This window comes from Paraburkholderia sp. C35, assembly GCF_003121405.1.
GTDB lineage: Bacteria > Pseudomonadota > Gammaproteobacteria > Burkholderiales > Burkholderiaceae > Paraburkholderia.
This window is the reverse complement of the sequence record NZ_QBUY01000104.1, coordinates 1-15,702: the sequence shown is the minus strand read 5'-3', so window position 1 is coordinate 15,702 and position 15,702 is coordinate 1. Positions and strand designations below refer to the sequence as shown.

10 protein-coding genes and 1 pseudogene are annotated in these 15,702 nt (G+C 64.1%); 1 reads left to right on the top strand and 10 read right to left on the bottom strand.

The features are described from left to right. Nucleotides 1-23: 23 nt before the first annotated feature. From DK391_RS36120 to DK391_RS36080, 9 genes and pseudogenes are all read right to left on the bottom strand, one after another. Nucleotides 24-2,300, bottom strand: a complete 2,277-nt coding sequence (locus tag DK391_RS36120) for a DEAD/DEAH box helicase (RefSeq protein WP_239483050.1) — start codon at nucleotides 2,298-2,300, stop codon at nucleotides 24-26. After that, on the bottom strand, nucleotides 2,272-3,582 hold the full coding sequence (locus tag DK391_RS36115; RefSeq protein WP_109482792.1) for an ATP-binding protein: 1,311 nt from the start codon (nucleotides 3,580-3,582) through the stop codon (nucleotides 2,272-2,274). The genes DK391_RS36120 and DK391_RS36115 overlap by 29 nt, the downstream gene beginning before the upstream one ends. Then, the gene (locus DK391_RS36110) at nucleotides 3,579-5,966 is read right to left on the bottom strand and encodes a TerB N-terminal domain-containing protein (RefSeq protein WP_109482791.1); all 2,388 of its coding nucleotides are present in this window, start codon (nucleotides 5,964-5,966) and stop codon (nucleotides 3,579-3,581) included. Before DK391_RS36110 ends, DK391_RS36115 begins: the two co-directional genes overlap by 4 nt. A gap of 617 nt (nucleotides 5,967-6,583) precedes the next feature. Beyond that, the gene (gene rarD, locus DK391_RS36105) at nucleotides 6,584-7,675 is read right to left on the bottom strand and encodes an EamA family transporter RarD (RefSeq protein WP_109482790.1); all 1,092 of its coding nucleotides are present in this window, start codon (nucleotides 7,673-7,675) and stop codon (nucleotides 6,584-6,586) included. Further along, a pseudogene (locus DK391_RS36100) lies at nucleotides 7,672-8,829 on the bottom strand (aminotransferase class III-fold pyridoxal phosphate-dependent enzyme). The gene rarD and the pseudogene DK391_RS36100 overlap by 4 nt, the downstream one beginning before the upstream one ends. 115 nt (nucleotides 8,830-8,944) lie before the next feature. Then, nucleotides 8,945-10,450 (bottom strand): hypothetical protein, encoded by a 1,506-nt coding sequence (locus DK391_RS36095; RefSeq protein ID WP_109482805.1) that lies wholly within the window; start codon nucleotides 10,448-10,450, stop codon nucleotides 8,945-8,947. 8 nt (nucleotides 10,451-10,458) lie between these two features. Then, entirely contained in the window at nucleotides 10,459-11,457 is a 999-nt protein-coding gene (locus DK391_RS36090) for an iron-containing redox enzyme family protein (RefSeq protein WP_239483049.1), read from the bottom strand. Next, nucleotides 11,454-12,440 (bottom strand): iron-containing redox enzyme family protein, encoded by a 987-nt coding sequence (locus tag DK391_RS36085; protein WP_109482788.1) that lies wholly within the window; start codon nucleotides 12,438-12,440, stop codon nucleotides 11,454-11,456. The genes DK391_RS36090 and DK391_RS36085 overlap by 4 nt, the downstream gene beginning before the upstream one ends. Nucleotides 12,441-12,489: 49 nt before the next feature. Then, entirely contained in the window at nucleotides 12,490-12,975 is a 486-nt protein-coding gene (locus DK391_RS36080; protein WP_162601009.1) for a hypothetical protein, read from the bottom strand. A gap of 463 nt (nucleotides 12,976-13,438) precedes the next feature. Between DK391_RS36080 and DK391_RS36075 the strand changes: the two genes are divergently transcribed. Then, entirely contained in the window at nucleotides 13,439-14,845 is a 1,407-nt protein-coding gene (locus tag DK391_RS36075; RefSeq protein WP_109482786.1) for a PLP-dependent aminotransferase family protein, read from the top strand. Between the two features lie 78 nt (nucleotides 14,846-14,923). On the opposite strand, the gene DK391_RS36070 is transcribed toward DK391_RS36075, so the two are convergent. Continuing rightward, nucleotides 14,924-15,628 carry a carbonic anhydrase gene (locus DK391_RS36070; protein WP_109482785.1) on the bottom strand — a complete coding sequence of 235 codons (705 nt, stop codon included), beginning with the start codon at nucleotides 15,626-15,628 and terminating at the stop codon, nucleotides 14,924-14,926. Between the last annotated feature and the right edge of the window lie 74 nt (nucleotides 15,629-15,702).

The window sequence follows — 15,702 nt, the reverse complement described above, 5'->3', positions numbered from 1 at the left end:
AGCGCTCCGGCAGCGTGCCGGTGTCAATCGCACGCCGCGGCGAGCCGCCGCGCCAGGGCCTGCGCGCCCGTCATGTCGAGCCGCAGCGACGCGTACGCGCGGCGCTTTACGTCGTCGGGCAAGGTCCAGTCCCATTTCTCGTTATCGATGTTGCCGATGGCGCGCAGCGCATCCGTGGTCTGTCCCGGCGTCAGCGCGGCGATGCGTTGCAGCGCATCCTTCACCGAACCCGCGACGCGCACGCTCACTGTCGGGCCCTGATTCCACGCGTCGAGTCCTTCGGCGCGCAGCAGCACGACGAGGGCATCGTTGATCCAGTCGCCGCACCATGTGGCGAGCACGGTGTTGCCGCCGTGCGTGAACACGCCACGCGTCGCCAGTTCGTTCGACGCGAAAAAGCGGCGCGCTTCTTCGAGCAGTTCGCGGCCCGTCGTGTCGAGAAACGCGACGGGCGCGCCATCCTTCAGCACGTTGAACATCTCGCGACGCACTTCGTCGTGCACCAGCGAGCCGCCGCCGTCGAACACGGGCGGCACGCCGCCTGAATCGGGCGTGACGTAGACCGTCTTTCTGCCCGCATCGACGTCCTGCACGCGCCAGCGCTGCCCGCCGAACACCAGCCCCTGCCCCGGCGCCAATGGACGCGACACGGGCACCGAACCAAGCACCGTCGCGCCCGCGATGATGCGGAACTCGTCGTCGGTCGAAAACGAGGCGTAGAACTCGTAGTGATTGACGAGCCGTTCGCCCGCCACGCCATGCAGCAGCAATCCGCCCGCTTCCTGCACCAGCAGGTCCTTGTCGCCAAGGCTGCGCAGAATCGCGGCAAAGACGGGTTTATCGATGGTGCCGAACGGGCCGTGTGCAACCAGCGTGTCCCACAGTTCGCTCGCGCGCGCACCGCCGCGCTCGGCGATGATGGAAAGAATCTGCTGCACCAGCGTCGACGGATGCATGCCGTGCGCGCGCGGCGGCTCGAACCAGCCGCGCAGCAGCAGATTCACCATCGCCACCGATTGCACGAGGCTCTCGCGCAGCCGGTCCGACAGATCGGAGCCGCTGTGCAGCTCCGCTTCGACGGAATAGCAGCGCAGGATCGCCGCTTCGCCCTTGCGGCGCCCCGAACGCCCGAGCCGCTGCCGCAGGCTCGCCACCGACGGCGGCGCGCCCACCTGCACGACGTTTTTCACCGCGCCGATGTCGATGCCCAGTTCCAGCGTCGTCGTGCAGACGGCGCTGGCCGGACGGTCGGCCGCCTTCAGCGCCTGCTCGGTCTGTTCGCGCAATTCCTTCGACAGACTGCCGTGATGTGGCCAGAACTCGTTCGGATAGCCGTCGCGCTCGCACGCGCGGCGCAAGAGATCGGCATAAAGCTCGACCTGGCGGCGGCTGTTCGGAAAGATGAGGTTGTTCGAGCCGCGCAGCACCTTGTACATATGATTCGCGACTTCGACGGTACTCGCGGGCACGACGTCTTCAAGTCCGGGATTTTCAATGCCCGGTTCGAACTGGATGCGCGGCGGCTTCTCGATATAGCCTTTCAGCAGGATCTTGAGCTCCTGGCCCGTGTTGCCCGACTCGACGATCTGCACGTTCTGCGCCGCGCGCGGGCGCAGAAACCCGGCGGCAAGCTGCATGTCGCCGAGCGTCGCCGACAGCCCGACGCGCGGCACCTTGCGGCCGCACACGTGATCGATACGCTGCATCAGCGACTGCAACTGCATGCCGCGTTCGGAGCCGATAAACGCATGCAACTCGTCGACCACCACATAGCGCAGCGCGCCGAACGTCTCAGCCAGCGACGCGCCGCGTGTCACGAACATCGCTTCGAGCGATTCGGGCGTGATCAGCAGCACGCCCGTGGGCTTCCTGATAAACCGATGCTTGCGACCCGACGACACATCGCCATGCCAGCCGGTAACGGGAATCTCCAGCGCTTCGCACAGCTTGTCGAGCCGCGCCCACTGATCGTTGATCAGCGCCTTCAGCGGACTGATGTACAGCACGGAGCCGCTGCACGGTTCATCGCGCAGCAGGTTCGACAGAATGGGAAGAAAGGCGGCTTCCGTCTTGCCCGCCGCCGTCGCCGCCGCGATGATTACGTCTCGGTCGGCATCGATCAGCGCGGGGACGGCGCGCTCCTGCGCATCGCGCAGTTCCGTCCAGCCTTCGCGCCAGATCCAGCGGCGGATCTGCTCGTCGAGCAGCTCGAAACTGCGCGAGGCGCTTGAGCCGGTCGGGCCGCTTGAACCGGTCGAGCCGCCCTGGCCGTCAGTTGAGCCGGAAGCTGGCAAGCTCATCGTCGCTATCGGGCGCGGCGTCGTTGACGATATCGGCGGCGCCGCCCAGATCGCGCTCGACCTCCATGCTGCCGATCAGTTCACGCCAGTCCGCCGACGGGTTCTGTTCCAGCACCGCGAGAAAATTGATGAACGCCGTGATGGTGGTGCGCGGCGTGCGGAAATACGCTTCGCCCAGCCGCGTCGCGCAATGCGCCATGAAGGCGGGAATCGCTTCTTCGGGCACGAGCGCCTTGCTCGCGTCGCCGAATGCGTAGACCACGCGCAGCTTGTCGAGCAGCACGTAGAAATCTTCCGGTGTGAGCGCGGCGAGGCGGATCACCGGGCCGCTGTAATCGACGAGGCCGTTGGTCGCGAACGCGTTCTCCGCGAGACGCGATTGCAGCGCGGCATAGCTGTACAGGCCGCGGCGCGTATCGAGCAGAAACTCGGGCGTGCCGCCGAGTACGAAACCCAGCCCTTCCGCCGAGCCTTGCAACGAATCGTTCAGGATTCGCAGAATCTGTTCGTAGTTCGCGTTGCGCGCCTGCACGTTGGCGAGCTTGTACAGGTTCACCATTTCGTCGAGGCACACCATCAACCCGCTATAGCCCGCGAGCCGCACGAAACGGCCCAGCAGCTTCAGCTGGTCGTACATGTTCGCGTCATCGACGATCGTGCGCACGCCGAGCGCCTGACGCGCGTCGGTGCGCGTCGTGAATTCGCCGCGCAGCCAGCGCACGGCGTCGCTCTTGAGCTTCTCGTTGCCGTCCTCGAAGCCCCGGCAGTACGCGGCGATCACATCGGCGAAATCGTAGCCGTTGACCATTTCCGTCAGCACCGAGAGTTGCGCGCGGATCACTTCGTCGCTGCTGCGGCCCGTGGCCTTCGCTTCCGTCTTCGCCTGGCCGATGAACTTCTCGACCACGCCCGCCAGCGCGCCGCCTTCGGGCTTGGTGCGCGTGGCCATGTTCTTCACCAGCTCCGCGTACAGCGAGCGCGCCTGGCCACCCGACGCATGCAAACGCCGGTCGGGATTCAGATCCGCGTGCACGGTGACGAGCTTTTTCTCCAGCGCGATGGCGCGCACCAGATTCAGGAAGAACGTCTTGCCCGCGCCATATTCGCCAACGACGATGCGAAACGCCGAGCCGCCGTCCGCGACGCGTTCGATGTCCTTCAGCAGCGCTTCGAGTTCGCGCGCGCGGCCGACCTGGATCAGATGCTGGCCGATGCGCGGCACCACGCCGGCGCGCAGGGATTGCAGGACCGCATCGCGGTCCCTGGGGCGAATCGTTGTCATGCAGCCAACCTTTGTGCGACTTCCTGATTGATTTCGACGGGATCGTCTCCGTCCGTGAGCGGCTCGTCCCACTGATCGAGCGACGCCTCGTTTACCTGTTCGATCGCGCCGTCCAGCATCAGTTCGAGACGCGATGCAGCGTCGGCCAGTTCGGCGCGCGTCCACGATGCGCGCGTGACCAGCAGGCGCAGGAAGGGCGAATGCGCGTCGTCGAGGCCCAGCAGCGGCTCGGCTGATCCGGGGTTTGGCGGCTCGGTCGGTGTATCTGATTGCACGGGTCGATCCGACCCAACCGGCTTGTCTGATTCCACGGGCGCACTTCCTTCTGCTGCGGCGACGGCGCGCGCCACGGAATTCGATGCGTCCTCATCAGGCGGCTCACGCAGAGTCGCCAGCATGTCCTGTGCCTCGACGGAGTACGTTGGTTCCGTCTCGTGCGCAGGCGCAGTTTTCACCGTGCCGTGCGCTTCGTCGACGAAGACATCCGCGAGCATCGACGAGACACGCGCCGTCTCTTCCTTCAGCGCAGCAATGCGCGTCGCGTCGAGCACGAACTCGTGCTTCGGGACGGCGGCTTGCGCGGAGTGCGCGGATTGCGGCTCCCCGGCCGCATGCTTTCGCGCGGCCCGCTTTGTGGACGTAGGCGCCACCTGCGCGCCGCTCGCGTGCTGATGGAGATCCGTATAAAGGCGCTGCGGATCGATGCCCAGCAGCCGGTACACCTTTTCCAGCAAACGGACTTCTTCACGCGACACGACACCATCGGCGTTCGCCGTATGCACCAGAAACGACGCAATCGTGGCCTTGACGTCGTGTGTCAGCGGTTCGAGCTTTTTCTTCAGGCCGGCACTCGCCGTCGGCTGCGCCAGTTGCGTGAGATTGCGCGCCTTCAGCCGCGCGCGTTGCGCATCCGACAGATGCGGCCACTGGTCGATCTGCCCTTCGATCACGGCCGTTTCGCGCTGCGTCGCGTCGCCGTCCGCGCGTGCGACCGTGGCGGCCAGATCGACGATGATGGTCGCGACGTCATAAGCCTCGTCGACGGGCAACGGCGCGGCGCCCGGCGTGGCGGCGAACAATGCGACGGCGTCGGTGGGCTTCGGCGTGCGTGCGCCCAGGCGCACGTCCGGTTCGACGGCGATGCCCGCTTCGGCAAGTGCCGTCGTGAACACGACGGCCTTGTCGCGCGTCATCTTGCCGCCCGAGCCGAAGCGCGCCAGCAGCGCGCCGAAGGTGCTCACCGCCGATTCGTGCGCAATTTCGCCGGCGAGCGTGCCGATGGCGTCGTGCGTGGCTTGCGGCCAGAGCGCAGGCGGCAAGGTCAGCGTCGCTTCCAGCGTGCCCTGCGCCTCCGGATAGCGGCCCAGATAACGGCTGTATGCGTCGAGCGCGGCAGCGCTTTCGTGCATCAGCAGTTGCAGCTTGTTGCGCGTGCTGTTGACGGCCGCGATGTCGGGCAGTCCGACAAGAAAACCCGGCACAGGCACGCTCTTCAACGCGCGGAACGACGGCTGCGGCGATGCGTCGAGCTTCGTGCGGTTCGCGGGCAAGATCATGCCGGCGCCGAAACGGTCGCGGTACTGCCGCATGAACACGCGGTCGAACTCTTCGGGACAGCGCGCGACAGCCGTGCGCCGCACCATCATCGGGTCGAGCTTGACCCACGCGAGCGCCCAGTTCGCGGGCAACGGATGCTGGTCGAGCGCAGCCTGGCCGAACGCGACGCGCACGTTCAGCGGCACCTGATAACCCGTCGCCAGCCCGTCGGGCGCGCTCTGCAGATACATCCGCGTGTGCCGCGACGCCATCAGCGACAGCGCATCGATCAGCGCGCGCACATGCTGTTGCCAGCCGTAGTTCGCGTCGAGATTGAGCAGACGCCGCAGTTCTTTCGCGATGGCGTCGAACTCGTCGCCGCTTACCTTGCCCGCTGCGCCATCGATCAGTACGCGCCGCTCCAGCCCGTACAGGTAGAAAAACAGATAGCCGGTATCGATCGCCGATTTTTTGCGCTCGGAGGCAAGCCAGTCGAGATAGGTGCGGCGCTGCTCCGGCGGGAAGCCGCCAAAGCTGAGGGCGACGCTGCCGAGGCCCGTGGCGGGGTTCGCGCCATCTTCGGCGATCTCGAAGCGCGGGTCGATCACGCACGCTTCGATCGAATCGGCGTGGGCGCGTTGCACGTCGCCCAGGTAGAAGAAGCCTCCCGTGACCTCGATGCCGTGGATCTCGACGCTTTCGCCCGGCGCGATCCAGCGCACCGACGCGCGCACGCCCGGCCGCGCGCCGGCCGGCGCGGTGCCAATGCGGTAGGTGCCGGCCGTCGCGCCAGCCGTGCTCATCGATACCAGCGGCTCGTCGTCATACGAGCCGGGAGAACTTGTCATGAAATTGCCTGGCGCCTCACACGCCGTTTGAAATCCGAATCAAATCCGAATCAAATCCGAAAAAACTGCGACACGCCACGAAAAACGGCCGGCCGCGGCACGCGCAACGTATCGTGCGATGCAAACTTGAAGGGGAATCAACGAAAGCCGGCCGTGATGGGCCACCGGCAGGCCAGCGCCACCACGACGGGATAAACGCCATGCAGGCGCTCATCCGACACAAAGAAAGGCTTGCTCCATCGACACCTCCGTGCCGGCGGCCACACCTTCTTGCAAACTGCTTCGCCCGCGGCTCATTGTTCTCCCGTCCACATCGCCGGCAATCCGTTGTCCGGCGTGGTCGCGACCTTTGATTATAAGTTCTTTTGCGGGATCGCTCCCGTGGCGCAAAAACGGCTGTTTCCGCCCTTGGGACGACGATGGATGCGCGCCATGACAGGCTCACGCTTACAAATGGCTTGGTGCGCGAGCGTACAATCCGTCCCCAACTAATTCGCATATTTTGCAAGCTCATTTTGCGAACTGGGGTTACACTCGACAGCAAGCAGCAACATGCATCAAGCGCGCCGGATTCTCATCCGGCGCGCTCGAATCTGAATCACAAGTCTATGACGCGGCTATGCGTCAGACTTTTCGCACCGTCTCTCAGGTTCTGGACGGCCCTCGGAATGCCAGAACCTATTCACGCCAGCGGAAGCTGGCGTCTTTTTGTGTGCTGCGAGAAACGACACGTTGCTTGCCGCCACGCTCGCACCTTGCACGCCCTGCACACTTTGCGCTCCAGCCGTTGCCGCCGTTGCGCCTGATCCGGCGACCGTGATCGTCAACGGACGGCGCCGCACCGATGCATACGTCGCCAGCGCGAGGCCGCACCAGATCAGCCCGTAGCCCGCCAGATCGACGGCCGTCAGCCGTTCGTGGAAAACCGTGAGCGCGAGGATAAACGTCACCGTCGGCGTCACGTACTGCATCACCGCCGATTCCGTCAGCGACACGAGCGGCATCGCGTACGCATACAGCGCGAGCGGCACCACCGTGAGCGGACCTGCGAGCATCATCAGCACCGATGCATCGGCGTCATACGACGCAAATGCCAGCGCATGGTGCGAAGCCAGATTGCCGAAGCAGCCGAGCGCGAACGGCATCATCACGACCGTCTCGCGCCAGGTGCTGACGATGGCATTGCGCGTCGGCCACACCTTGCGCGTGAGACCGAGCAGCGAGAACGTTACCGTCAGCATCACGGCGAACACGGGCAAGCCGCCGTGTGCGACGCACTGGACTATCGTGCCCGCCAGCCCGAGCGCGAGCGCGGCCGCCTTCAGGCCGTTGAGCCGCTCGTTCAGAAACACGATGCCGAGCGCCGCCGACAGCAGCGGATTCAGGAAGTATCCGAGACTCGCCTGCAGTGCATTGCCCGTCACCGACGCGAGGATGTACACGACCCAGTTCGCCGACAGCAGGATGGCCGGCAGCAGCGCGAGCGCAAACGCGCGCCAGCCGCCCATCTGGCGCCGCAACGCGGGTTTGAGCATGATCACCGCCGACAGCACCACGAACGACCAGAACACCCGGTGCGCGAGCATTTCGGGCGGACTCACTTCTTTCAGATGCCAGTAGTACAGCGGCATCAGGCCCCACCAGCACAGTGCCACCAGCAGCGCGGTGTAGCCGGCGCCCTCCTTCTGCTTCGGATTGCTTGCGTTCATTGCGGTAGCGCCTCGTTGAGTCGGTCGATCAGAACTTCCACTTCGTCCACGCCGAAAATCAGCGGCGGCGACAGGCGCAGCGAATCCGGCGCTGCGGAGTTCGGCATCGCCAGCACGCCGCCATCGATCAGATCCAGCCAGACATCCGTCATGCTCGCGTCGACATCGGGACCGAGCTTGAGGCTGAGCGCGAGACCGTGGCCCTGCACGCTCACGCGCGAGCCGAAACGCGCAGTGATCCGCTCACCGATCAGCGCACCCATCGCGGCCGCGTTCTCTACCAGCCGCCCGCTTTCGACGAGATCGAGCACGAGCAGCCCGCATTGCATCGCGAGCCGGTTGCCGCCGAAGGTCGAACCCTGCACTTTCGCCTTGCCGGGCGCGCCGAACACGGCGTCGAAATCGGCGTCCTTCATCAGCACGGCGGACAGCGGCACCAGTCCGCCCGTCAGGCCTTTCGACACCACGATCCTGTCGGGTGCCGCCTGCCCATCGCCCATGCCGACGGCGTCGATGCCGAACCAGCGGCCCGTGCGACCCAGCCCGCACTACACTTCATCGGCGATCAGCTTCGGGCCCGTCGCGCGGCACAGCGCCGCCAGCCGCGCCGACGTGTCCGCGTTCCAGTGCTGCGCCGCCGTCGATCCCGCCACCGGCTCGAACACGACGGCGGCGATCTTGCGGCTGGTGAGGATGTCTTCGAGGGCAGCGAGGTTGTGTGCGTCGAGGGGATGGACGTTGCCGGGTTTCCAGCGCAGCGATTCCGTCCAGAACGGATTGCCCGTCATGAACGATGAAAACATCGACAGGCCGTGAAACGCGGCGCGGAACGCCACGACGTCGGTGCGTCCTGTGGCTGTCATCGCGAACTTCACCGCGCTTTCGACGCCCTCGGCGCCTGTAGTCGCAAAGAACACCTTGTCGAAGCGCTGGCCGCTCAGCGACAGCAGCTTGCCGGCAAGCGCGAGCTGGGACTCGGCGCATTCGAACGGAAACACGTTCACCGAAGTGCGCTGCAACGCATCGGCGAAACGCGCCAGCAGCGCCGCATGCGCGTGCCCGAGATTGGCCGTGCCGAAGCCGGCGAGGCAATCGAGCAACGCACGGCCATCGGCTGTCTCGACATAGCAGCCGTCGCCGCGCGCGCCCGTCATGTCGAGGCCCGCTTCGTCGAGGAACCGCTCCCAGTACGGGTTGACGGGATCGAAGCGCGACCTGCGGCCCTCCAGTGGCCCGCCCTCGTCTTCGTCGGCACTGCCGGGATCGTCGTCAGACTTCAAGCGGCCTCCTGCCTTCGTGAAGCCCATGAAACTGGAGTTGCGCCTGCGCGCCATAAAAGAACGCGACCGATTCCAGTTGTCGCATGTTCACTTCGAGCATGAAGAGCGCGGCCTCGAGGCTGTAGCGCTGCTCTGCCGCGCTCACATGCGGCACGTCGGCGAGGAACAGGCGCGACAGGCTCGGATGATTCAGTTCGTCGTTGGTCTCGCCATGCTTTGCGACGATGTCGCCCGCGTGCAGCGCGTGCTCGACCAGCGCTGCAATATGCTCGTGCACGGGACTGTGCTGATCGCGCAAGCCTTCCGTCACCATGATCGACGTGAAAAAGGCAGTGGGCAGCCGGTGCGCAAGCACTGTGTAGGCGTCGATATACAGGGCAGTCAGCGGCAGCGGCACCGAGGCGCGCACATCGGTTTCGTTCATGCCGAGCGCGACGCAGGTGGCGAGCTCGAAGGCTTCGTGACCGTACTCTTCCTGGAAATACTGAAACAGGCGCGTGCGCAGATTGCGCTTCAGACGGCGTGACAACAGCGGCCCGAGGATCTCGACGAAGCGATCGGTGACGTGATACTGCTCGATGTACAGCCCTTTCACGAGCGGCGTGATGGACTCGCTTTCGAGGGCCGCCGCTGCGTATGCGTTGCTGCCCAGTTGATCGAGCGCATTGAGCAACAACCGTTCTGCGCGCGCGGCGAGCGCAAGTCCGCTGCACGGCGCATCGAAGCGCTCCGTATCCACCGACGTCATGCGCCTGCCGACGCGCAACGGCGCGATCTCGACAAAATGCGCGAACGACAACAGGTACATCTGCAGATCGACGGGATCGAGCGAAGCGATGCTGCGTAGATGTTCGGGTGATGTGTCGTCTGATGGTGATGGCTTGCCTGTCTGCCGAAACACTTCCCCGAGCACGCGCCGCCACGCGACCAGCAGTTCCGGCGCATTCTGGCGTGCGTACGCAATCTGGAAATGCAGCGATTGCAGCGCGAAGTTGTCGACGAACGCGCCGGCTTGTTCGTGTGAATCGTGTGAAAACGGAAACGCATCGAGCGATGTTGCGTGGTCGTCCGCTTTGCTCCCGCTCAGCATCTGGAGAACAGTGTTCAACACATCGTCGTACATCGCCGGCCGTCGCCCGACAACGGCCGCGAGGCGCTGCCCGACTTCGTCACATAGCGCGAGCGCGCGCTGCGCTTCAGCGTTGACACGGTCTATGCCGCTATCCGTTTCCTCGATCAGCGACAACGCATCGAGTTGCACCGTCAGCGCGCGTATCCAGGCGGGACACGCGCCCTCGTGCAGATCGACCCATATCTCCGACGTTGGCCGCATCAGTTGCGTGACCACGTCGGCCACCTCGTCGCACGCGACGCCTTCGAACGACAGATCGATGGCGTCGTCGCCGACGCCGATGGTCAGTCCTTCAAGGCCCGCCGACACTGCACACGGCACCAGCGCGGGCCGCCTGTATCGATCGATATCCCAGCGTTCCATGACGGCTCTCAGGCAAAAATGCGCGGTTTGACAACGGGCTGGCGGCCGTAGAAATCGAGAATCTGGTTCTCCTGCAGCACCATGGTCTCGATGGCGAGCATCACGTGTTTCCTGACCGTCATCTGCTCTTCAGGCGAGATGGCCTCGACTTCAGAAAGCAGGCTGAGCGAGATGTCGTCGTGATCGAACTCGTCGTTGATCGTCGCGTGACGGGCGATCGGACGCCAGAATCCTTCCGGCATGCCCATCTCGCGACAATAGTTCGCCAGTTCGACATGAAAGCTCACGCTCGGCTGCTCGAACAGGAACAGCAGCGACTTGAAGCTCAACGGATGCTGCCGCGCATACACGCCCAGCGACGCGCACAGCGCGAAGGTGGCAGGCAGCGGCATCAGGTAGTCGAGGTTGTCGGTGCGGATCGACACGGCCTGCAGCGAGTCGCGCAGCATGTCGTCGTGATTCAGTTCCGAGGCGAGAAAGCCTTGCAGCAGCTTCTGCACCTTGACGGGTTCGGCATGCGCGAGCGCCGGCGCAATCAGGCCGGGTGCTTCGCGCACGATGTAGAAGTATTCGAGCGCATAACCGATCAGCGCGCTCTTCGGCAGCGTGCGATCGCACAGCCCTTGAAAGAGACGCGATTTCGAATGGGCTTCGATGGTTTCGGCCGCGAATTTTCTGAGCCGGTGATAAAACTCTTCGCCCGACAGACAGCCGCGCGGCTCCGGAAACGCGCTTTCCGTCAACAGGCCAAGGCGGTCGAACTCTTCCAGCAGACTGTCGACTTCACTTGCGAGTTCGGGATGACGGCGCTTGAGTTCGGGAATCGACGTATCGCCGCGCCGGAGCGAATCGACGAATGACTTGAGCGGGCCCTGCTTGTCGGCGACGACGGCACACGATTGCTCGCGATAGTCGAGCGTCAGGCCGTTGTCTTCTTCGATCAGCTGCACACCGGGACGAAAACGCGGTGCGGCGAAAAGATCGGCTGCGGTGGTGGCCTGCATCATGCGTCTCCGTTGACATCGAGTTGGCGCAGCAGCGCGGGCGAGTTCGAATAGTGTTCCCAGATGCCCGTATAAAACTGGTCGTACAGTTCGATGAACAGATGTGTCTGCGCCCGCATGCGCCGCACGTCGGCATCGGCGATGGCAGGAATGCGCGCAAAGATCTTGCGTGTGAGGCTGCCGTGACCGCCGTTCAGATTGATATCCGAATGCGCCTTCACGGGCTTGAGCAACACGGGATCGACGCCGATCCGGTACGCGGCGTCGAGGAAGGAATCCTGCTTGATGTCCTTGCCTTCGAGAATGCCGAGCGTCGAAAAGAAGAACAGCGGATCGCTATGCGCCCAGTACGCGAGCGCATTGCACAGCGCCATGGTTTGCGGCAGCGGCACCGTGCGCGCGAGATCGTCGCGCGTCACACCGAGCGTGGTCAGCGCCTTGAGCAGCAGTTCGTCGTGCCCGTACTCTTCCGAGTAGAACTCGTTCATCGCGAGACGCACGCCCGTATTGGCGACATACGACAGCACCGGCGCGTCGAAATAGCTCTCGCGGAACAGAAAATGGTAGTTCTCCACGATCATGCCGTGGATCACGTTGAGGGGAATGTCGTCGTGCGCATTCGCGGCCGAACACTTCTCCCAGAACACGTTCGTATAGAGCGTGCGATACAGCAGTTCGTTGGCGAGATCTTCGAGTTCGAGCAGCACGTCGAGGCCGCTGCGGGCCAGCGCAGGCTTGACCGCGCGCACCAGTTGCAGTTCCTTCAGACGGTCGAACACTTTCTGCTCATACGGCGTATAGCGGGCCAGCACCTCTTCCGCCTTCACGCCGGAGCGCAGTGCGCTGATGAGCGACGCCGCGTCTTCACCTTCGACGGACGCCGGAAATTCGTATTGATGCTCGTCGTCTTCGATGACGAGTGAAGGCGACGTGCTGAGACACTTTCCCGCCAGCACAAACGCTTGTGGTTCAAAAATGTCGTCCATCACGACAGCCTCCGTTCGTGGCCGGCACGCAGCGGTGCCGGCGCGTTCATTACAGGTGAACCGGGATCAGTACGGGCCGTGCCTTGCGCGGCTTGACCACCACCGTGATCTTGCGGTCGTCCTGTTTGTCGCCTTGCGACTGTGCCTGGGATTGCTGTTGCGGTTGCGCTTGCTGAACCTGCGTCTGGGTCGTCATTTCAATCTCCTTCGGGTTGGCGTTAACTCTGTACTGCTTAACAATCTGTCCACCATAGTGGCCAGTTCTTTCACACCCGGAGCCAGAAACCCAAAGCCGTGCGGCAGGCAGCATCGCCACGCCGTTGCCGGTGTGAACGATGAGCGCAGCAGGCTCAACCATGTAGCCCCGTTCTCCGTCGTGGAGCCGGCGCCCGTCGCAGCTTCTGTGTCCGTGACGGTGCAGGCAGACGTGTGTGTTGTCTGTCAGCGGCTCGCCGCCGATCACGGCCATGCGCGCTGTGCCGAACGTGTGCCCGAGGGTCGCACTGACGCCGCTGCCAGACGAATCGACGTGCAAACCGGGCGCTCCCACGAAGGGGAGCGCACTCAAGGTCGATTTCGGTCTGGGCGGTCGGGTCGGATTCTCGTTAGTGGCCGCCGTTCGTTGTTTCTCTCAGGTTCTGCTTTCTCTCAGGTTCTGCTTGGGCCGCATCTTTTTTTGCACGGCCTCGGAAATTCACTCGATACAGTTGCGTTTTCCCGGAATCAGTTAAAGTGTTCGCTCGTTTTCCCCAGTGTTCGGAGAGTGAGGCGAATGTTGACCAAGTCACTGATTTAGCGAGTATTTCACTTAATTTTTCATGCAAACAAACTAACTCGTTGGGCCTATTGTTCCGGTAAACTGCGATGACTGGAATGAACACTTTCGATCAATTTGCGCGAAGTGTTCGGCGAAGTGGGCTGAACACTTTCAGAGCAATCATGTTGCATGGGACCAGGACAAGGTGCTAGAGCGCCGAATCTGGTCGACCGGGAGGCGAATGAAGATCACCCTCGACGTCGCAACGGCGACCCCGTTGACCGAACAGATCGTCGGTCAGGTGGAAGCGCTGATCCTGTCGCGCGAACTGCGCGTGGGCACGCGCCTGCCGTCTATCCGCAAATTTGCGGCCGAGCACAATATCAGCCGCTTTCCCGTCATCGAGGCGTACGACCGGCTGGCCACGCGCGGCCTGCTGCAGCCTAAGCACGGCTCCGGCTATTACGTCGCCGAACAGTTCGAAAAGGCGCCACGGGCGACGCGCGGGCTCGACGCGATCCGCGCCACGCCCGAATCCGACCAGATCCTGCGGCAGTTCGAACGCCCCGACGAGGTGCTGAACCTGTCGATCGGCTTCATTCCCGAGGCGTGGCGCGACGTCGAAGGCATTGCGCAGGCAATCCGCCAGGCGGCGCGCACGGACGCGCGCAGCCTGATCGACTACGCGATCCCGCAAGGCGACCCGCTGCTGCGGCTGCAGATCGAGCAGCGCCTCGCGTTCGTCGGCGTGGCGACGGAGCCGCAGAACATCATGGTGACGAACAGTGCGAGCGAGGCGCTCGACCTCGTGGTGCGGATGCTGCTCAAACCGGGCGATACCGTGTTCGTCGAAGATCCCGGTTACTTCAACCTGTTCGGGCTGCTCAAGCTGCAAGGTATCGAACTGGTCGGCGTGCCGCGCCTGTCGAGCGGCCCGGACGTCGACGCCGTCGAGGCCTTGCTGAAAGAACACCGGCCGAAGCTCTTTTTCATCAACACGGTCTTCCACAATCCGACGGGCACCAATGTAGCGCCGCATGTCGGCTTCCGCCTGCTGCAACTGGCGCAGGAGCACGATTTCATGATCGTCGAGGACGACGTGTACGCGGATTTTCAGGCGATCCCCACCCAGCGGCTCGCGTCGCTCGACCGGCTGACGCGGGTGGTGTATATCGGCGGATTTTCGAAGAGTCTGTCGTCGTCGCTGCGGCTCGGCTATATCGCTGCCGAAGCAGGACTGATCAAGCACTTCGTCGAGGTGAAGGCGCTCACCAGCCTCGGCGGCACGCGCTTTAGCGAGCGCGTGGTGGCCGCGCTGCTCGAGCGCGGCACGTATCGCAAGCATCTGGAGCGGCTGCGGCGGCGCGTGAACGGCGCGATTTCAACGGCGGTGGAACTGCTCAACGACATCGGCTGGCAAGTGTTCGATGAGCCGTGCGGCGGCACGCTGGTATGGGCGCGCGTGCCGGGCGTGCCGAATTCGGATGTGTTCGTCGCCGAGGCGGCGCGTGCGGGCATCACCGTCCAGCCGGGCAGCTACTACCGGCCGCATGGCGAGGCGACGCCCTGGGTGCGCTTCAATACCGCCTATCTCGACAACGATCGGGCGATGGGTTTCCTGCGACGCGCGGCGGCGATGGGGGACTGACGGCGCTGACGCGGCGATTGGTGCGGCTGCAAGCGCCTGCCCTGCAGCGGCTCCGTCGACGCGTCTCATCGGCGCCTGTCAGCCGCCCTGCTCCTTCTGGATCCGCGTGCGAGCGTCACCGAGGCTTTCGAAGCGGTCATCGTCTTCATTGAACACGGAAATGCGTCCATGGCCGATGTCGTAGACCCAGCCCGACACTTCCAGGCGCTTCTGCGCGAGCCGTCCCGCGACGGACGGATGCGTGCGCAGATGCATCAGTTGCAGCCGGATATTTTCCTCGACGAGCGCCTGCACGAGATGGTCGCTGTCGACCTCGCGCGCCTGCACGACGCTGCGAGCCGTTTCCGCGTTGCGCAGCCATGCGCTGACGGTGGGCATGTCTTCCGCCGTCAGCGGCACGTTGCCGGCGAGGCCGCGCATGGCGCCGCAGTCGCTGTGTCCGCATATCACGATCTGCCGCACGTTGAGCGCCAGCACCGCGTACTCGACGACAGCCGACACGCCGCCCAGCATCTCGCCATAGGCCGGCACGATATTACCGATGTTGCGGCACACGAACAGTTCGCCGGGATGGGTCTGGGTAATCATTTCCGGCGAGACGCGGGAATCGGCGCAGGTGATGAATTGCGTGTGCGGCGCCTGGCCTTGCGCGAGGCTTTCGAACAGCGCCTGCGTGGCGGGAAAGACCTCGTCGGTGAACTGTTCGACGCCGTCGAGCAGATGCAGCAGGTCGGATTTCGCCGGATCGCGAGGCCGGCTGGTGTTGAGCGTATCGTCGGACATGAGGGGGCCTCTTTGCGGCGCAAGGGTTCGTGGATGAGGGAGTGTACGACGGGAATGGGGTTTGGGTTCGGGGT